The 19,022-nt window shown below is 44.5% G+C and carries 15 protein-coding genes; 5 read left to right on the top strand and 10 right to left on the bottom strand.

Annotation, left to right across the window (positions count from 1 at the left end; translation table 11 throughout):
- Positions 1–52 precede the first annotated feature (52 nt).
- Both JK628_RS00900 and JK628_RS00905 read right to left on the bottom strand, forming a co-directional pair.
- On the bottom strand, positions 53–520 hold the full coding sequence (locus JK628_RS00900) for a hypothetical protein (RefSeq protein ID WP_202287416.1): 468 nt from the start codon (positions 518–520) through the stop codon (positions 53–55).
- A gap of 104 nt (positions 521–624) precedes the next feature.
- On the bottom strand, positions 625–1,410 hold the full coding sequence (locus tag JK628_RS00905; protein WP_202287417.1) for an outer membrane beta-barrel protein: 786 nt from the start codon (positions 1,408–1,410) through the stop codon (positions 625–627).
- A gap of 273 nt (positions 1,411–1,683) precedes the next feature.
- On the opposite strand from JK628_RS00905, the gene prlC reads away from it, so the two are divergent.
- The gene (gene prlC / locus JK628_RS00910) at positions 1,684–3,723 is read left to right on the top strand and encodes an oligopeptidase A (RefSeq protein WP_202287418.1); all 2,040 of its coding nucleotides are present in this window, start codon (positions 1,684–1,686) and stop codon (positions 3,721–3,723) included.
- Positions 3,724–3,915: 192 nt separating this feature from the next.
- Here the strand turns inward: prlC and JK628_RS00915 are convergent, their stop codons facing one another.
- The 6 genes from JK628_RS00915 to JK628_RS00940 form a co-directional block, all read right to left on the bottom strand.
- Entirely contained in the window at positions 3,916–4,926 is a 1,011-nt protein-coding gene (locus JK628_RS00915; RefSeq protein WP_202287419.1) for an FAD:protein FMN transferase, read from the bottom strand.
- 111 nt (positions 4,927–5,037) lie between these two features.
- On the bottom strand, positions 5,038–6,792 hold the full coding sequence (locus JK628_RS00920) for a flavocytochrome c (RefSeq protein WP_202287420.1): 1,755 nt from the start codon (positions 6,790–6,792) through the stop codon (positions 5,038–5,040).
- 29 nt (positions 6,793–6,821) lie between these two features.
- Positions 6,822–7,568, bottom strand: coding sequence for an outer membrane protein OmpK (locus JK628_RS00925; protein ID WP_202287421.1), 747 nt, complete (start codon positions 7,566–7,568; stop codon positions 6,822–6,824).
- A 351-nt stretch (positions 7,569–7,919) separates the two neighbouring features.
- Positions 7,920–9,131: a sensor histidine kinase gene (locus tag JK628_RS00930; RefSeq protein WP_202287422.1), complete on the bottom strand. Its 1,212-nt coding sequence runs from the start codon at positions 9,129–9,131 to the stop codon at positions 7,920–7,922.
- On the bottom strand, positions 9,121–9,795 hold the full coding sequence (locus tag JK628_RS00935; RefSeq protein ID WP_202287423.1) for a response regulator transcription factor: 675 nt from the start codon (positions 9,793–9,795) through the stop codon (positions 9,121–9,123). Before JK628_RS00935 ends, JK628_RS00930 begins: the two co-directional genes overlap by 11 nt.
- Positions 9,796–9,798: 3 nt before the next feature.
- Complete coding sequence (locus tag JK628_RS00940) at positions 9,799–10,545, bottom strand: response regulator transcription factor (RefSeq protein WP_202287424.1); 747 nt, start codon at positions 10,543–10,545, stop codon at positions 9,799–9,801.
- Positions 10,546–11,016: 471 nt separating this feature from the next.
- Here JK628_RS00940 and JK628_RS00945 point away from each other — a divergent pair, with 471 nt between their 5' ends.
- Positions 11,017–11,547 (top strand): thioesterase family protein, encoded by a 531-nt coding sequence (locus JK628_RS00945; protein WP_202287425.1) that lies wholly within the window; start codon positions 11,017–11,019, stop codon positions 11,545–11,547.
- Here JK628_RS00945 and JK628_RS00950 read toward each other — a convergent pair whose 3' ends face one another.
- On the bottom strand, positions 11,548–12,183 hold the full coding sequence (locus JK628_RS00950; RefSeq protein ID WP_202287426.1) for a glutathione S-transferase family protein: 636 nt from the start codon (positions 12,181–12,183) through the stop codon (positions 11,548–11,550). It abuts the gene before it with no gap.
- Positions 12,184–12,349: 166 nt separating this feature from the next.
- Here JK628_RS00950 and JK628_RS00955 point away from each other — a divergent pair, with 166 nt between their 5' ends.
- The 3 genes from JK628_RS00955 to JK628_RS00965 all read left to right on the top strand — a co-directional run bounded on the left by JK628_RS00955 (position 12,350) and on the right by JK628_RS00965 (position 17,699).
- The gene (locus tag JK628_RS00955; protein ID WP_202287427.1) at positions 12,350–13,039 is read left to right on the top strand and encodes a DNA-3-methyladenine glycosylase I; all 690 of its coding nucleotides are present in this window, start codon (positions 12,350–12,352) and stop codon (positions 13,037–13,039) included.
- Between the two features lie 346 nt (positions 13,040–13,385).
- A complete protein-coding gene (locus JK628_RS00960; protein ID WP_202287428.1) occupies positions 13,386–14,543 on the top strand; it encodes an efflux RND transporter periplasmic adaptor subunit in 1,158 nt (385 codons plus the stop codon).
- Positions 14,544–14,552: 9 nt separating this feature from the next.
- Positions 14,553–17,699, top strand: coding sequence for an efflux RND transporter permease subunit (locus tag JK628_RS00965; protein WP_202287429.1), 3,147 nt, complete (start codon positions 14,553–14,555; stop codon positions 17,697–17,699).
- Between the two features lie 112 nt (positions 17,700–17,811).
- Here the strand turns inward: JK628_RS00965 and JK628_RS00970 are convergent, their stop codons facing one another.
- Positions 17,812–18,990, bottom strand: coding sequence for a sensor histidine kinase (locus JK628_RS00970; protein ID WP_202287430.1), 1,179 nt, complete (start codon positions 18,988–18,990; stop codon positions 17,812–17,814).
- Positions 18,991–19,022: the final 32 nt, after the last annotated feature.

Raw genomic sequence — 19,022 nt, forward strand, 5'->3', positions numbered from 1 at the left:
TGATGATTAGACCTAGTTTGGTAGTTGGATCTTACAATGATGTGAATATCAACTAACGCCTATATTGGCAGCTATGATGATCAGCTTGATCTGGCCCTTCCATACCACATTTCAGGCATTCCCATTCTTCTTGCCTAACATTGAGCTCCTGCTGGTGGTGCATGTTACGGTGATTCACGCCAAGGTTTAAATTTTTTTCTAATAAATTCATCCGGCTATTGAGCCAGCGACAACCAGCGTCATTCGCGACGGTTTTTCGGTTAGCGAGCTGTTGTTTGCGGCTGATTTTTTTAGCTTTAGCTTTCGGCTTTGATGGCAATGGCTTGTGGGTCTTGCTTGTCTTGCTTGGCTTAATCGGTGTGTAGCTCAGTGCCGTTTTGGGCTGTGTGGGAATGGTGAGTGGCTGACCTTGATCATCTAACACCACACCTAAGGGGAGTGGCGCCGAGTCATTGGCAAGGCTGTAAGGGCTGATAAGTATTAGCGCACAGAAGGTGCGTAGATATGGAGTGAGTAACATTCCTTGTCCTCTGCGTTAGACACCATTTGCATTCCGTTGCCCATGGTCATCAATATTCGATTTTATTAGGTCATTAAAAACAAACTATAGCCTAACTTGGGACCTTAGAAGCTCCAACTTAAGTGAATGCCGGCATAAGTTTCGTCTAAACTGCCTTTGGTATTGTTATTTTGCGCCTCAAGTTTGATATCTTCTTGAGCTATGCTACGGCTAACATGACCTGATAACACCCAATGATTAGGCATCTCATATTCTGCTTCAATACCAAATTGAAAGTGGTTGGCTCCGTCATGTTCTTCAGTGACATATTGAAAATCAAAACCTTGGGTGATGTACGGAGAAACAGTGACACCTTCAGCCAACTGCCAGTTACTGTGTATGCTTACCTCGACAAAATAGCCCGCAGCTTCAGTTGAATAAGTGTAGCTTACCGTTGGAACTAACCAATCCACTGCAGCGTATTCTAGTATGCCAAATATTTCGTTGTCATTCGCGCGATCGTCACCGTAAAACTCTAAACGCTGATAACCAACACTGCCAGCAAGATTGTCAGTTAAGTTAAAGCCATACTCTATGCCAAAATTCCACTCGGTGTAATGTTGACTATCCCCGCGGCCGACCGTTGCATATAGGTTTAAGCTCTCTGTTTGTACCGCTGCAGTGGCCCAATAAATGCCGCCTTTGTTGAGATTGTCGCGACCCTCTGATATGTAGCTTGAGTCCCAGCCAAGATCAAATAGTGCTTGCACTTGCCCACTATCATCCGACGGGTGCTTCTCAATAATACGAGTGCCATGGGAGTCGTCAACGTTTGGCGCTTCACCGGCGAATACAAAAGATGATCCGATCAACAAAGGGATTGTAAGGGCTAATTGCTTGGCTTTTCTCATAGCAAACTCTATATGTGGGCGAAAGTAGAAAACCCGCCTATAATAGTTCTAATACCTTGAATGTAAATGATAATCGGTTGTATTTGCGAACTGCTTTGCAATACTAGTATCGAGCAATATTTATACTTGTGGAACATGAGCTTCATCAAAGAAACTAGCTTAGTTAACTGCTAGAAAATGATCAAAGTGCAAGTTTTATGGTTATTTCATTGAATATTGCCTACTTAACCCCTATCTCTTTACCTATCAACATCGAATGTTAAGGACTCAACCATGAGCAATCCCTTGCTAAATAGCACTAAATTACCGCCTTTTTCTAGTATCAAAGCAGAACATATTCAACCCGCTATTGAACAAGGTATAGCTAACTGCCGAGCTAAAATCGAACAGGTACTCAAGAATGAAGCTAGTTATACTTGGGATAATCTAGTCGCTCCGCTTGATGATGTCGATGATGAATTAGGCAAGATATGGTCGCCGATTTCACATATGAATTCAGTGGTTAGTAACGATGCATGGCGTGCTGCACACGACGCATGTCTGCCGTTACTGTCGGAGTACGGCACCTTTGTTGGCCAACATCAGGGGCTTTATCAAGCCTATAAGTCGCTTGCTGCATCAGCAGAGTTTAACGATTATTCGCAAGCGCAAAAGAAAATGATTGAAAACAGCCTGCGAGATTTTGAGCTATCAGGTATTGGCCTTAGCGATAGCGATAAGCTGCGTTATGGTGAACTGGTTAAGCGCATGTCAGAACTGACTAGCAGCTTCTCTAATCAACTATTAGATGCGACCCAAGCATGGAACAAGTTAATAACAGATGAAGGGGAGCTAAAGGGGCTACCTGAATCTGCAGTGGCAGCCGCTGCTGCTATGGCAGAGGCTAAAGAGCTGAAGGGATGGTTGTTTACCTTAGATTTCCCCTCTTACCTGCCGGTAATGACCTATAGCGAAAATCGCGAGCTGCGTGAAGAGTGCTATCGAGCATTTGTCACTCGTGCATCCGATCAAGGCCCTAACGCGGGTGAGTTTGATAATGGTCCACTAATGGATGAGATTTTATCACTGCGCCATGAACTTGCTAATCTATTGGGTTTCGATAGCTATGCTGATAAGTCTTTGGCTACCAAAATGGCCGAAACCCCAGCTCAAGTGCTGGAATTTCTAACTGAACTTGCAACGCGCTCTAAAGCACAAGGTGAGACTGAACTTAAAGAGCTTACAAGTTTTGCTGCCAGTGAATATAGTGCGACTGATCTTGCTGCTTGGGATCTCAGTTTCTATGCCGAAAAACTGAAACAGCACCGTTATGAGATCTCTCAAGAGTTACTGCGTCCCTACTTCCCTGAAGACAAAGTATTGTCTGGCTTATTTTATACCGTGTCACGGCTATTTGGTCTTAAGGTCGAGGAGCAAAAAGAGTTTGATAGCTGGCATAAAGATGTGCGCTTCTTCCATATCAGCGACAGTAACGGCGAACACCGTGGCAGTTTCTACTTAGATCTATACGCCCGTGAAGGTAAGCGCGGTGGAGCATGGATGGATGACTGCCGGGCTCGTCGTGCCACTAGCGTTGGTCTGCAAGATCCTGTTGCTTATCTTACATGTAATTTCAATGCTCCTGTCGCCGGTAAGCCAGCACTGTTTACCCATGATGAAGTTACGACGCTATTCCATGAGTTTGGCCATGGTATCCATCATATGCTGACTAAGATTGATGTCAGCGGCGTATCAGGGATCAGCGGTGTGCCTTGGGATGCAGTGGAGCTGCCAAGTCAGTTTATGGAAAACTGGTGCTATGAAGAGGAAGCGCTAGCTGAGATCTCTGGCCACTTCGAAACCGGTGAACCGCTGCCTAAAGCCATGTTAGACAAAATGCTTGCGGCGAAAAACTTCCAATCAGGCATGATAATGTTACGCCAACTAGAGTTCTCACTGTTTGATTTTAAGATGCACCTGGAATATGACCCAGCGACAGGGGCAAAAATTCAAGACAAACTAAACCAAGTTCGTGACTTGGTTGCGGTGGTTAAAGCACCTGAGTTCAATCGATTCCAACATGGTTTTGCGCATATTTTTGCCGGTGGTTACGCTGCTGGTTACTACAGCTATAAATGGGCTGAAGTGCTGTCGGCAGATGCGTTCTCGATGTTTGAGGAGCAGGGGATCTTTAATGCTGAAACCGGCCAACGCTTCCTAGAGAATATTCTGGAGATGGGCGGCAGTGAAGAGCCTATGGAGCTGTTTAAGCGCTTCCGTGGCCGAGAGCCAAAAACTGATGCATTATTGAGACATAGCGGCATTCACGGTTAAGCTATTGAGAATTAAAGGCGCCTAGTGCGCCTTTAATGCAGATGGATATTGGCCTTACTGCCTAAATACAGCCAGCTGCTCAATCCATAATAATCAGTAGTGTTAGGGAAAGACTGCATAGCAGCAATACTAATGTACTTAGGCTAATAATCAAGCGCATTGTTTGTTCAAATGCCATCAATAATCATCCCCTCATTGTGTTATGTATCGATGAATGCTGTCACTGTAGTGGGTTTGCAGTCCGCTATCTGTCTGCTCGATGATCATCACGGGTAGTTCGAGTTTATTGGCAATCTGTATTGATCGTTCCACACTTAAAATCATCATAGCGGTTGCAAATCCATCGGCCACTGCACATTGTGGGTGAAGTACCGTCACCGAGATCACGCTAGTTTGAACCGGTAGCCCGCTGGTCGGATCGATAATGTGACTCAACCTTCTATCACCACTGTCGATAAAATTAACGTAACTCCCAGATGTCGCCAACGACATCTCTTGCAGTTTTATCAGCGCCTGTATCTCAAGGCTAAATTTTTCTGGACGCGTCACTGCAACTTGCCAATAGCGACCCTTTACGCCGGCCCCTCGAGTCCGCAACTCCCCGCCTATCTCAACCAGGTAATGCTCCACGCCTAAGCCATCGAGTAACTTGGCAATGCAATCAACGCCATAGCCTTTCGCGACCGCAGAGGGGTTTATCTCTAGTCCCCGTATCGCCTTGGTCACAGAGTCTGAACTAGGGTCTAAGCTAAATCCAGTCATCCCCGTTTTAGAGCGAGCAAGCTCTAACTGACCGCGATTTTTATGCTGCAAATCTCTGTCTTTAACACCAAAACCCCAGAACTCTATCAGTGGTGCTAATGTAACATCAAGCGCGCCATCTGTTTGCGCTGATATACTCTGTGCTATCTGCAGTACATCCCAAAGGTACTTAGATACAGGAATAGCAACACCAGTGTCATTATCATTAAGGCTCGATATTTCAGAATCTACACGGAACACAGATAGAGCATCATTGACTCGCTCCAACTCCTGCTCAACAGAGGCTTTTATCTCAGACTTCGTTGCGTTCGAATCCTCTAGTCGCAATTGTATGGTGTAGGTTGTCCCCATGGTATTACCGGTTATCTGCCCAATGTTGATATGTGCCCAAGCTTGGGGAGCAGATATCAACATTAGCCAAACCACTGTCAGATATTTCATAATGAGTCTCCAGATTCAGTCAAAAATCTCTCCCATTAATAATTGTTGTTAGCAACAATAAAAAAGCCGATCCATTAGATCGGCTTATCATTTCTACTGCAAAGTTATTACTTATTGAGCCGCTGCTTCTTTACCAGCAATGCGTCCAAACACAGTAATATCGGTAATTGCATTGCCACCTAAGCGGTTAGAACCATGAGTCATACCGGTCACTTCACCAGCAGCAAACAAGCCTGCAATCACTTTACCTTGGGTATCCAATACTCGAGTATGAGTATCAGTTATCAAGCCACCCATAGTGTGGTGAACAGAAGGTTTAGCAACTAACATATAGAAAGGTGGCTTCATGATAGTCTTGAGTCCACCACGATGGTTAAACTCTTTATCATTACCCGCAGTTGCAAACTGATTAACACGGCCAACCTGAGCCATAAGTGCCTTTTCATCTATACCAAACTTACCAGCAAGCTCCTCGATTGAATCAGCCTTAAACATCATGCCTTTGCGGTTTAGCTCACCGAACTCATCTTTGTGGACACCGACAACACCGGCAATATCCTCAATCTCACCGCCCCATAGAACGTAAGCTTGTTGCTCTGTCTGGGCTAAGATTGCACGGCTGATCACATCACGACGCTCCAGCTCTTCAACGAATCGATTACCCTCTTTGTTGACTACGATGGCGCCAAAGAAACGTGAGTCTGCGATCAAAGAGATCACGCCAGTATCGATATGACAGATAGGGTAGGTCTGAATTGATTCCATGTTATGCGTGCCAGCATTGAGCTTCTCAGCCATCACTATACCGTCACCCATAATTCCGCGAGCGTTGGTGGTGCCATAACGATCATCCAGTTCTGGAACATACTTGGTACGCATTTCAACGTTTGCACCGAAGCCACCGGTTGCCATGATCACCCCACGCTTGGCGTAATAGCTAATTACCTGTCCATTCTTTTCAGCTTCTACACCGATAACGCGTCCGCTCTGATCTTTAATCAGTGCTGTAGCTGTAGTACGAGTGTGGATTGGGATCTGCAGTTCATCAGTTTTAGCCATGAACTTGCTAATCCATTCGGCACCAGTATGGTTACGCGGGATCAAGGCACGCTTTACGCTGTGACCACCGAATTGAAATAGTTGATCTTGGTAAAAATCGACCTTGATATAGTCTCTAAGCCACTCAGCTGCAGGGAGAGCCTGCTCGGCCAAGATCTGTACCATCTCTGGGGTTCCCAGGTAGTCACCACCTTTAAGGGTATCTTTAACAAACAGTTCGATACTGTCTTCAATACCCATCTTCTTCTGCACCCAGTTACCCGGCACGTTCATCTGGCCACCAGTGATCAAACTGTTACCACCAACTGTTGGCATCTTCTCAATAATCACCACATTAGCACCGGCATTTTTTGCTGTTATCGCCGCGCTGAAACCCGCCCCCCCAGAGCCAATGATCACCACATCGAAGTTCTGTTCACTGGCAAGCTGCAGTTGTGGTTTATCATTACTTTTGGCTAAGCCTGCAACCAAGGTGACACCTGCGGCAGCCAAAGAGCTCTCTACAGCCTCTTTAAAAGCACTACTTGTAACTGTCGCACCACTGATCCCATCAACTTGGGTACTGTTATTGGCAATCATCGCATCTTTCATTTCGGTAAATACCGATGCAGCTAACACCTTATTTTCGTTCTGCTTAAGAATACTGATATCAACTAACTGACCATTTTTAGTCTCAGTCTGAACCTGAATTTCGCCATGTTTACCGAATGCAGATCCTTCTGTCTTAGTTAATTGTTCGCTCTCTTTTACTGAGCAGCCCATAACCAATGCCATGATGGCACTGGCGAGTATTGTTTTTTTAATCACTGTGTTATTCCTATTGGGTCAAACTGATACTAGAAGGTGAAACCAACCGCTACGCCATATTCGATGCCATCATTAGGGGTTGCGCCCCAGCTGTCGAAATGGGTCATATGTAATTTGGTATAGAAAGAGTCGGTCATACTTGTTTTCAACGTCGTGATGATCTGATGACCATAACTGGCGTAACCTAAGGTACTCATATGCTCCTCATCACGATCAAATTGCCCTTCATAGTTAACAGATAGAGAGTGCTTGAGCCCCATCGCAGAGAAAGGGTAGCGGGCATTGATCACCGCGGCATAGCCACTGATACCATCGAAGCTTGCTCCAGTTGGCGCTAAGCTTGCCGCGGTATAGTTCACACCCACGCCCGCATTAAGAAAGAGACCGCCATATTTACGGTTTGTCGTCACACCCAGATATAGGTTGTCCTCCATCACGGTACGGTTGGAGACCAAGAAGTTTTGCATCCAATAATTATATTTAGAATCAGAGATCTGCTTATCGACAATAATTAAAGATTTAACTGTTAACTTACCATCGGCATCATTTTGAGCATCTTTTATCTCTCCAGGGTTTTCTAATTTAATATACGCAAGCAGTGTTCCCCAATCCGCTTTATCGAAATGAGTTAATTTAACGAAAGGTTGATCGTAAGCGCCGCCATTGTCATCCTTAGTATCTGAGGTATAAGCTTTATAGCCAATATCTAATGAGGTTGCAGACATCGCTGGTGCCACCAGAAAAACAGAGAGTGCTGAAATGAGTTGCTTCTTCATATAACAGTTCCTTAATCATATTATTTAGCAACAGATTAAAGAACCTAGCAATATACTTTGTGAGCGGTATCTCCATCTGCTCAATATTTAGTAAGCGCTGTGGTTTAAGGAAGTAAAAACATCAAAAACAATTAAAAAGTCTAAAAATAGGCGACAATTAGAAATATACAAAGTGAAATTTACGTCAAAATATTAAATCAATAAAATTTATAACGTGAAAATCATGTCAAAAAAATAAATATAAGAAAACCAACCTTTAACTTGATATAAATTAAAAACAAAAAAGTGGAGATAATATTAAATTATCTCCACTTTTAAATTAACAATATAGAAACTGAACAATAATATAGCCTAAGAGTTAACCTTTAATAGCGCTATAAATTGATTTTCCTCCCTGACAGAGTGATATGTCCACCCTAGCTGGTGAGCTAAGCGCTCTACCAGCATTAACCCTAATCCAAAGCCACTACTATTTTGCGGTGACATCGAATTCGCAATTTCAATAGTATGATTTGATTGCACTATCCTTACGCCTTGGGCTCCATGTTCTAAGCTATTACGTACTAAGTTATTTAAAATAATGGTCAGTGGATCTTTCTGCACCGTCATCTCAGTATCGTCACAAATCAACTCAATCGGTAAATAATCCCCTTTTGCCGCTTGTTGATCACTGATCACCTGCCGCAATAGCTCTGCCAGATTCACTTTGCTGTGATGCATCGAAGTACACTCTGAGCTCATTAACCACAGCAAGGTTTCAGTTATAGACTTCATCTGGCGAGTCGCCAGACTGGCATGTAAGGTTGGTCCCTCAAGTTGACCATGCTGCAGGGTTAGGATATCGAAAGAGGATTGACAGATAGCTATAGGGGTACGTAGTTCATGGCTAGCAAAACGCAAAAAAGATAACTCCCTTTGCTGCGCTTCTTTCAATTGTTTAATAGAGATATCCAGAGCGTCGACTATCGATTGCAACTCTGCATAACATTGCTGGGGAAAATTCAGGCTTTGCATTTTTTGCCAGTCATGCTGTTTAATCGCGCGACTGATCTGATGCACTGGAGAGATAACTCGACTTTGCATATATAAAGCAAGGCTAGCTACCACACCAAAGGTCATAGTGATCAATAAGGCGATGGCCGCCATATTCTTAGGCGCAAACTCCAGATCATGAGTGGCATTATAGTTTAACCAAACATATAAATTCTCACCTGAACTCTGCTCATATACCATCAATGCATCGATGAATTGACCGTTGTGGTGATGGTATTCAACTTCATTTAGCGCAGTCGGTTTAATGCCATTAGTAATTGATTTAACTTGCTCTGGAGCGCTGTCCCAATCCCTATATATTTTAATATTGTCTGTTTGGTAGAGGTTACCTGTCTCTACCAGATACTGTTCTGCCGCCTGAGCCGCACTTTTCATGGTGATGTTATGCATACTAAACATGCCTGTACACATCATGCATAGCGGAATAAATATATTAATCAATAAAGTGACCGCTAAGAAGACTACGCCATAACACTGGTAGACACGCTTTAAGTTCATCTTATGCTTCATTAACGCCAGCCTTTAGACATAAACCCACGCCTCTTATTGTATGAAGGTATTGATGCTTAAAGGGCTTATCAACAACTTTTCTCAACAGGTGCATGTGACTTCTTAAGCTATCACTATCAGGCAAGCTATCTGGCCATAATATGCGCTCAATCTCTTCACGTTCTACGGTTTCAGGGCTTCTCCTAGCGAGCAAAGATAGTATCTGCCAGCCTGTTCGAGATAGCGCTAACTCCTCACCTAAGCGGTGCACGCGATGGCCTGCAAAATCAAACTCAAGTTCACCAATTTTAAGTACTTTAGGTGCTGGCCTTCGCTCAGCTACGACGCGTAATCTGGCAACTAATTCCGGCATTGCAAATGGTTTGACTAAATAATCATCCGCACCTACCTCAAAACCTGACAATTTATCCTGTAACCCACTACGAGCCGTAAGCATGATCACTGGTGAAACCACGCGCTGATCTTTCCATTGCTTGCATGCTTCAAGGCCGTCACCATCAGGTAAGTTCAGATCGAGAATAATGGCATCATAAGGACGGTTATAAACTTGGCTATCTGCTTGTGCTAACGAACTGGCGTAATCACATTCGATATCGATGAGTTCTAGGTAATGAATAATATTTTTTGCCAGTAAATGGTTATCTTCAACGAGTAATACCAACATGGGTTATATAATCTCCAGCTGATGGGCAATATGAACCAGGTTCGCACGGTTACTTGCCGACAGCTTATTTCGCATAGACTCTAGATGATATTCCACTCCACGAATAGTTATGTGAAGCTCCTCCGATATCTCAGAATTCTGTAATCCACTTGCGACCATTTTTAATGCTTTTAACGCGGTTTGGTTAAAAAGCGACACCTGCCTATAGGGATTTAACTCATGATGGAGATGTTCAAATAGTGTTGACTGAACCCGCTTCAGTGAAGTCTCTAGATCGGCAAGCTTAGGGTGAAGATCTCCCTCTTTAGACAGCAGGGTGAAACGTCCGCACCAAGCCTCTGATGCGTAATGACGCATCGGATAACTGAGTACCGTTTTTATCCCGTAAGAGCTAAACAGTTTATTCGCTTTATTGGCTTGTCCACCTTCAGATAATTGATAGTAATAGGGCTGTTCTAATTTCAAGGCTAAGCTAAAATTAACGTCTCTAGCGGCAACTTGGTCGATGTAATGGCGCTGTATTTTTTGGACGGTGTGTGACGAACTATATACCCCTCCTGAACTATGCAACATGCGTCTCGTTAAGATGCTTGTCTTACTATTGTGCAGGTAATCTTGATATGCCCTATTTGGGATACCTTGAAACCAAAACCCACCAAAACCGTGCTGCGATATCTCAGGCTTTATTGACTGCAATATTAAAGGAGAAATGACAAATTCTGCTAAATCATCGCTTTCTATATTTTGCATGCGTCCACGAACCTTTCATCGAAAATCTTGAGTAATATGGTTATAGAAGCCATAGTAAGAAGTCATCAAGGTTGTCCTTTTATCCTCCTTCGAGCTTTGTCGCTCACCATACTCAAAAGCATTACATTGTTAAACTTTGCCGAACAAAATATTCCAAGCAGTTAACAAAAAGATAAAATATTTCTATTTGGCTATATTTTTGACGTAACTTTGACGAGAGGTTAGATACAATTGACTAGGTTTTAATAGAAGATTAGCGATTAAGGCTGTAAAAATTATTGCTGGCAGATATTAGTCTTTCAAGATGGAGACCGTCGAGCCTTAAAGGATACACGTTAGCTCGACTCCAAATATCTGGGTCATAGTTATAATAGTGTTAACTAAAATGAGATTTGAGTCGCGCTTGTTATCAGGTATGACCTCTGCTAGCCTTGCCGCTCTTATTTATCAAGGATGTAGGTTAAGCAGTAAATGAATCTCTATTTTAGGCTTTTTTGGTTGTTTGCATGGCGCACCCGTCACTGCAACAAAATTGGTTTTCTAGGGACCAGTAAACTCACTTATCGTGCGATGCCGTCAGATTGTGATATCAATTTTCATCTGACAAACTCACGCTACCCGGCGTTTATGGATCTGGCCCGAACTTATATGATGGCAGAGATGGGATTCCTAAAGCGTTTCATCAAGCTAGGTTGGATGCCAATTGTTAATGCAGCTGCCTTTACCTATATCCGCGATATTAAGCCTTGGGCTAAGTTTGAAATTGAAACCAAGTTGGTCGCTTGGGACGAGAAGTACTTTTACATTGAACAGCGTTTTGTCAGTGAGCGTGGCCTACATTGTATCGCCCTCGTTCGTGGCGTATTCATCTGTAAACGTAAGCAAGTGCCTATTGCTGACATGTTGCAAGAGGTTAACTTCAAAGATCCTATGCCAGAAATGCCAGCCGAAGTGGTGAAATGGAAGCAGTTTTTACAGCTTAAAAAAGAGCGTAATAGTTAGCTATTGGTCACAGCCTGTTCGAGCCAGCGTCAGTGCAACTTCCTCTTGAACCTGATTGACAGCGCCACGTAGTTTGGCTTGGATCCAATAGCGGCCTAAATGTTCATAGTCGAGTAGGTTAAATTCAGTATCTAAAGCTAGCAAACAGGGGATTGTTGCGCAGTCGGCTAAACTGAAGCGGTCGCCACATAACCAATGGTATGTGGCGAGACGCCTGTCCAAGGTATCCAGTGTTGTGAGCAACTCATTTTCAATTTGTTTGACCTTAATTTGATTACTCCGCTTTTGATGCTTGGCTATTTGCCAATGGTCGATCACTGTGTCGAGCCGTGTGTCGCTGAGCTTATCGTAAAGTCTTACTTGCAATGCATCCTTGGTTAGCGCTGGAATGAGTTGCGTACCTTGTTCAATGTTGGCATCAATATATTCAACAATAATACTCGCGTCAGGGATGATTTCACCCGATGTCACTCTAAGTAAAGGTAGCTGGCCACTAGCATCCATTCGCTGAAATTCGCGTCTCGCGTAGGGATCCGCTAGATCAATAATATGCGGATAAAAATGGGCTTGTTTCTCATAAAAGGCAATGAGTACCTTTTGTGATTGGCGTGATAGAGGGTGGTAATACAGATCCATGTTCGTTATAGGCTCCGATCGAAAGTATTAGCATTAACTTTAGTTGCTAAAATGGCTCCTAACAATGTACAGCGTTTGCCATGTTCGTGGCATACACTATGAGTTATCTTGATAAAGTCACACCTCTCAGCGGGTTAGAGATTAAAAATGATAGATAGGAGAACAGATGAGTCGTATTGAAACATTTGCTTCAATATATGCACGAGCATCAGAGCGTAAAGGCGGTAGCGCCGGGCTAGAGCAGTTAATGTCTACCAGTCTGACAGAAGATGAAATTGGTCAATACAGCGATGCTCAGCTGTTGTCTGAGATGAGTAAAAAGGTATTTCAGAGCGGCTTTGTGTGGCGAATAGTTGAGGCTAAGTGGCCCGCATACGAAAAATCTTTTTTTAATTTTGAGCCTTTTAAGGTGTTGATGTTGTCCCCTGAGCAGTTGCAGGACAGAGCCAGTGATGTAGTTCTCATCAGGCATCTTAAAAAAACCATGGCAATTTATGACAATGCTCATATGGTCAACAACATTGCGCGTGAACACGGCAGTTTTGCCGAGTTTGTAGCAAGTTGGCCAAGCGAAGATATTACCGGTTTATGGGCAACCTTAAAGCGGAAAGGTACGCGGCTTGGTGGCAATACGGGTCCCTATTTTTTGCGCGCTATTGGCAAAGACACATTTCTACTGACTAGTGAGGTACAAGGTTATCTTAAAGCGCATAATCTAGTGGATTATGGATTTAGTTCAAAAGCGGGGCTTAAGCAGGTTCAAGCCGTGTTTACTCATTGGCAGCAACAATCGGGTCGTAGTTTGGCTGATATTAGTCGGATTTTGGCTTGTAGCGTCGGTGATAACCGAATTTAGTAAGCAATATTTTCGCTCTTGAGGAAATGTTTGTGTTTTGGTTTTTAATCGCCTTATCTTGTTAATTTTCACCATTGAATGTCAGCGGATCTAAGCTTAGCGATAACGTGATTAGTAAAACAGATGTTTGATTAACAATTGTGAAACATATGTGGCTGATTTGACAAAGTAATTCTTATTATCTTACAAATTAAACTGGTATATCTGCTTGTTGACAAGTCGATGTTGTGAGATAAAGGCACGTTAATTAATCTGACAAGAATTTATGCTTTCAAAGGTTAAATTGAAGGCAGTTAATGCTTTAAATAATTCAATTACCGAGTAGATGGCTTTTATAGGAGTTCTCATGCGGCAAATAGTGAAAATTGCCTCTGTTTTAAGTGTGGCGTTATGGATAGCTGGATGTGAGCAGAAACCTGAACAAGGTGGACAGCAAGCAGGTGGTCCTATGGAAGTAGGCTCGATTACGATTGTGGCGAAACCTCAAGCAATATTGGTTGAGTTACCTGGCCGTAGCAAGGCTTATTTGGAAGCGGAAGTTCGTCCACAAGTTAGCGGTATCATCATGAACCGTGGCTTCGTTGAAGGAAAAGACGTAGAGAAAGGTCAATCGCTTTATCAAATTGACTCAGCGACCTACAATGCTGCGTTAGTGAGCGCGAAAGCCGATTTAACCAGTGCTCAGGCTAGCTTAGTTTCAGCGAAGGCTAAGGCGTTGCGCTTTAAGAAGTTGGTAAAGCTTAACTCAATCAGTGAACAGGATTTTGATGAAGCGGACGCGGCTTATAAAGAAGCGTTAGCCCGTGTAACCGTTGCCGAAGCTGCCATCAATACAGCAACTATTAACCTGGAGTATACCGAAGTACGTGCTCCCATTTCTGGACGTGTAGGCAAGTCTTCTGTGACTGCCGGTGCACTCGTTACGGCTAATCAAACGCAAACTTTAGCGACCATTCAACAGCTTGATCCGATCAATATTGAGATCACTCAGTCGAGTGCGCAGCTGCTACGTCTAAAGGCTAAGTTAAAAGATGGCCAGCTTCAGGCGTCAGTTAATGCAGGTGTGCAGCTAGTGCTAGAAGATGGCACTACCTATAATCACGATGGCTTACTGCAGTTCGCTGAAGTGAGTGTGAATGAAAATACTGGTTCAGTCATTTTACGTGCTGAGTTCCCGAACCCTGATGGTGTGTTATTACCTGGCATGTATGTACGAGCAGTGCTCAATACTGGTACCGATCCACAGGCTATTTTGGTGCCGCAACGTGCGATTACCCGTAACACCAAGGGACAAGCCGTGGCGATGGTGATTGCTGACGGTAAAGTGGCATCACGTGTGGTAACAACTGCAGAGGTTATTGATAACCAGTGGCGTATTACTGATGGTTTGAATGTGGGTGATCAACTTATTGTTGAAGGCCTGCAAAAAATTCGTCCAGGAGCCTCTGTTAAAGCGGGTCCTTTGGCTGCGGATAAGAAACCTCAAGCACAACAACAGAAATAGGGCAGAGCTATGGCACGTTTCTTTATCGATCGCCCTATTTTTGCATGGGTGATCGCCATTATTGTGATGCTAGCCGGGGTGTTATCTATCTTCGGATTGCCGGTGTCTCAATATCCGAATATTGCACCACCATCGGTAGTCATTAGCGCCGTTTATCCTGGTGCATCGGCTAAGACGATGGAAGATTCAGTTACTCAGGTAATTGAGCAGCGAATGACGGGTCTTGATAACCTGCGCTATATATCTTCAACTAGTGACAGCTTTGGTAATGCGCAAATTACCCTAACCTTTAATGCAGAGGCCGATCCTGATATTGCTCAGGTGCAGGTGCAGAACAAGCTTCAGCTTGCGATGCCACTGTTACCGCAAGAGGTACAGGCTCAAGGTGTTAACGTTGCGAAGTCGAGTGCAGGCTTTTTGATGGTGGTGGGCTTTGTTTCTGAAGATGGTTCGCTAGATAAAAATGATATTGCAGATTACGTGGGTTCAAACGTTCAGGACCCACTTAGTCGTGTTCCAGGCGTGGGCACCATTGAGTTATTTGGTGCTCAATATGCTATGCGTATCTGGCTTGATCCCTTTAAGCTGACCCAATATAACCTGACTAGCCAAGATGTTATCAGCTCTATTCAAGAGCAGAATGCACAGGTTTCCGCAGGTCAATTGGGTGGTTCTCCATCGGTTGCAGGTCAAGAGCTTAACGCAACAGTATCGGCTCAAAGCCGTCTGCAAACCGCTGACCAGTTTAAGAAAATCATTCTTAAAGCTGACTCTTCAGGTGCGAAAGTCTTCCTAGAAGATGTTGCACGAGTTGAATTGGGTGCAGAAAGCTACGCGGTAGAATCGTTCTACAACGGCAAGCCTGCAGCGGGTGTCGGTATTCAGTTAGCGACAGGTGCTAATGCACTTGCTACTGCTGAAGGTGTGCGCGCCAAAATTGCTGAGTTGCAGCCATTTTTCCCAGAAGGGCTGGAGATCGTATATCCCTACGACACGACCCCTTTTGTTGAGAAATCAATTGAAGGCGTAGTGATGACCCTGCTTGAGGCAGTGGTGTTAGTTTTCTTGATCATGTACTTGTTCTTGCAGAACTTCCGCGCGACGCTCATTCCGACGATAGCGGTCCCTGTGGTACTACTGGGTACCTTCGCTGTCTTGTCATTAGCGGGTTTTTCTATCAACACCTTGACCATGTTCGCTATGGTATTGGCAATCGGTCTGTTAGTTGATGACGCGATTGTGGTGGTAGAAAACGTTGAACGAGTGATGCAGGAGGAGGGGCTGAGTCCCATCGAGGCAACGAAGAAGTCGATGGATCAGATTACGGGTGCCCTAGTGGGTATTGGTTTGACACTGTCGGCAGTATTCGTCCCAATGGCATTTATGTCTGGCTCAACGGGTGTTATTTACAGACAGTTCTCTATCACGATTGTGTCTGCAATGGCACTGTCGGTCATGGTAGCGATCATCCTAACGCCGGCACTTTGTGCGACCATGCTGAAACCTATTGCTAAAGGTGAAGGCCATACCAAGACAGGTTTCTTTGGCTGGTTTAACCGTAAGTTTGATGCCTTAACCTCGCGTTATGAAGCCAGTGTGGCAGCGATGATTAAACGCGTTGGCCGCACCATGATGGTATATCTTGCCATTACTGTTGCAGTGGGCTGGATCTTCATGCGTATGCCAACGGCATTCCTACCGGATGAAGACCAAGGGATCTTGTTTACCCAGGCTATTTTGCCGGTGAATTCGACTCAAGAAGCGACCCAGAAAGTTTTGGCTGATGTTTCTGACTTCTACCTTAATTCTGAAGGTGATAACGTCAAATCTGTCTTTAGTGTCTCAGGCTTTAGTTTTGCCGGTAACGGCCAAAACATGGGTATTGCGTTCGTTGGCTTGAAAGATTGGTCAGAGCGTCAAGATCCTGGTCAGGATGTGCAGTCTGTTGCTGGACGTGCCATGGGCATGTTTATGCAGATGAAAGAGGCGTTTGTATTTGCGTTCGTGCCGCCAGCGGTAATCGAACTCGGTACAGCCAATGGTTTTGACTTTTATCTGCAGGACAGAAATGGTCAAGGTCATGACAAGCTAGTTGAAGCACGTAACATGCTATTGGGCATGGCATCGCAAAATCCGAACCTTGTGGGCGTACGTCCAAATGGTCAAGAGGATGCTCCGCTTTATCAAGTGCATATCGATCATGCCAAACTAAGCGCATTAGGTGTTGATATCAATGCCGTTAACAGCGTTCTGGGTACAGCTTGGGGTGGTAATTACGTCAACGACTTTATCGATCGTGGCCGAGTTAAAAAGGTTTATGTACAAGGTGAAGCGGATTACCGTATGCAGCCTGAAGACATAGATGCTTGGTACGTGCGTAACAATCAAGGTGAGATGGTACCATTCTCAGCATTTGCTACCGGTACTTGGGAATATGGTTCCCCTCGTCTAGAGCGCTTTAACGGTCTACCCGCGATGAATATTCAAGGGGGGGTGGCTGAAGGCTTTAGTACCGGTGAGGCGATGAATATCATCGAAGATATGGTCAAGAAGCTACCACCAGGGTTTGGTGTTGAGTGGAATGGCTTATCTTATGAGGAGCGCCTTTCAGGTAACCAAGCCCCGATGCTATATGCACTATCGGTGGTGGTGGTCTTCCTCGTTCTTGCAGCATTGTATGAGAGCTGGTCGGTACCCTTTGCGGTTATTCTAGTGATACCGCTAGGTATTATTGGCGCCCTAATTGCGATGAATGGTCGTGGTCTACCTAACGACGTATTCTTCCAAGTGGGTCTGTTGACAACGGTGGGGCTTGCAACCAAAAATGCCATCTTAATCGTAGAATTCGCCAAAGAGTACTACGAGAAAGGCGCTGGTTTAGTGGAAGCGACGCTACATGCGGTTCGAGTTCGTTTGCGTCCAATCCTGATGACCTCACTCGCGTTTGGTCTAGGTGTTGTGCCACTGGCGATTAGTAGTGGTGTCGGCTCAGGTAGCCAAAATGCTATCGGTACAGCAGTACTGGGCGGCATGATGAGCTCAACCTTTATGGGGATCTTCTTTATCCCAATCTTCTTCGTTCTTGTGGAGCGTATGTTCAGCAAGCGCGAGCGAGATATCGCAAAGGCGGCGAAGAAAGCAGACTCTGCTAAGTAATAAGCTCATAGAGCAAGTAGAAAGCCCGGCATTTGTGCTGGGCTTTTTTTATCGGCCTAATTTAGCTATTGAAGTTGCCTGAAGCACTATCGAACCCTGCTAGCCTCGGCAGCTAACTAAACGTTAACCTAAAGCAGGCGCCTTGCTTGGAGTTAATGTAAGCCAAATCGCCACCATGCTGTATCATAATGTGGCGCGACAGGCTTAGCCCTATGCCAGACCCTTGCGGCTTAGTGGTGAAGAAAGGCACGAAAATCATCTCGAGTACATGCTCTGCAATTCCAGCTCCACTATCAATAATGTCCAAACTGACTTGAGCTTGCTCATTTTGATGTAACCTCAATTGAATACGCTTTTCTGCCTGCTGACTGATAGCCTCAGTAGCGTTTTTCAATAGGTTTATCAACACTTGCTCTATTTGCGCGGCGTCCGCCATTAATTGGTAGTCGCTGTGGTGATCAAACTGAACTTCAATCCTCTGTTGCTGCCATTGATGTTCAAATAGATTTAGTGTGCGACTGACAAGTTTGCTTAAGCTAATGACATGGAGATTAGGCGGAGGGAGCTGACTCAAAGATCTAAAGCGAGCAATAAATTCATCCAAATGCTGGGTGCGATTAGCGATAGTGTCGAGCGCTAACTGCAGATCCTGTTTATCCTCCTCATCATCAAAACAAAGGCTAGAAGGCACTAATGTCACTGCCGTTTGCGATAACGATGTTAACGGAGTAATTGAGTTGGCGATCTCGTGCGTAAGTACTTTAGTTAGCTTCTTGTAAGCTTGTTGTTCCTTGGCTTGCAGCGCCAGATAAATAGACTGAATGCTAACGAGCTTTAGTGCTTTACCGTCAATGCTGACACAGGTTATCTGGACTGAAAGCCTATCTTGATGCTCCCCTTTCTGCCAGCTTATGACTAGCTTCTCATCCTTAATTGCACGATGAATACACTCCCCTAAATGAGATAGCTGAGCGACATTACCCGGCAAACTCCCTAATAGACGTTCGCTGGCGGGGTTCTTTTGGCTTATATCCCCACTCTCACTCACCACTATGATGGCAATATCTAAGTGGATTAATAATGTTTGTAAGTAATGGGCTTGAGTTTGTGCCTCTATCTGGCTGTGTTTTAGTTGGCTAGTCACGTTAATAAACTTGGCATGTAACGGATGACGGCTAGGTAGCCCCAAACTAGTGTCACCATTGGCGATAGCGCTCAATACTTGTGATATCTGCAGTTGTTGTTTTGAAAATTGTGCTATCACAGCCCAGAATAAGCCTAGAGTCGACATCAACAGCACCACGACAATAGCGGTTACTCCCT

It is taken from the genome of Shewanella sp. KX20019, from assembly GCF_016757755.1.
Taxonomy (GTDB): domain Bacteria; phylum Pseudomonadota; class Gammaproteobacteria; order Enterobacterales; family Shewanellaceae; genus Shewanella.

What these genes read in the sequence shown, in the direction of transcription:
- JK628_RS00955 (WP_202287427.1), top strand. Translation starts at nt 12,350, where the DNA reads ATGAGTCGTATTGAAACATTTGCTTCAATATATGCACGAGCATCAGAG.
- JK628_RS00945 (WP_202287425.1), top strand. Translation starts at nt 11,017, where the DNA reads ATGAATCTCTATTTTAGGCTTTTTTGGTTGTTTGCATGGCGCACCCGT.
- JK628_RS00970 (WP_202287430.1), bottom strand. Translation starts at nt 18,990, where the DNA reads ATGTCGACTCTAGGCTTATTCTGGGCTGTGATAGCACAATTTTCAAAA.
- JK628_RS00925 (WP_202287421.1), bottom strand. Translation starts at nt 7,568, where the DNA reads ATGAAGAAGCAACTCATTTCAGCACTCTCTGTTTTTCTGGTGGCACCA.
- JK628_RS00900 (WP_202287416.1), bottom strand. Translation starts at nt 520, where the DNA reads ATGTTACTCACTCCATATCTACGCACCTTCTGTGCGCTAATACTTATC.
- prlC (WP_202287418.1), top strand. Translation starts at nt 1,684, where the DNA reads ATGAGCAATCCCTTGCTAAATAGCACTAAATTACCGCCTTTTTCTAGT.
- JK628_RS00950 (WP_202287426.1), bottom strand. Translation starts at nt 12,183, where the DNA reads ATGGATCTGTATTACCACCCTCTATCACGCCAATCACAAAAGGTACTC.
- JK628_RS00915 (WP_202287419.1), bottom strand. Translation starts at nt 4,926, where the DNA reads ATGAAATATCTGACAGTGGTTTGGCTAATGTTGATATCTGCTCCCCAA.
- JK628_RS00930 (WP_202287422.1), bottom strand. Translation starts at nt 9,131, where the DNA reads ATGAAGCATAAGATGAACTTAAAGCGTGTCTACCAGTGTTATGGCGTA.
- JK628_RS00940 (WP_202287424.1), bottom strand. Translation starts at nt 10,545, where the DNA reads ATGCAAAATATAGAAAGCGATGATTTAGCAGAATTTGTCATTTCTCCT.
- JK628_RS00905 (WP_202287417.1), bottom strand. Translation starts at nt 1,410, where the DNA reads ATGAGAAAAGCCAAGCAATTAGCCCTTACAATCCCTTTGTTGATCGGA.
- JK628_RS00965 (WP_202287429.1), top strand. Translation starts at nt 14,553, where the DNA reads ATGGCACGTTTCTTTATCGATCGCCCTATTTTTGCATGGGTGATCGCC.
- JK628_RS00960 (WP_202287428.1), top strand. Translation starts at nt 13,386, where the DNA reads ATGCGGCAAATAGTGAAAATTGCCTCTGTTTTAAGTGTGGCGTTATGG.
- JK628_RS00935 (WP_202287423.1), bottom strand. Translation starts at nt 9,795, where the DNA reads ATGTTGGTATTACTCGTTGAAGATAACCATTTACTGGCAAAAAATATT.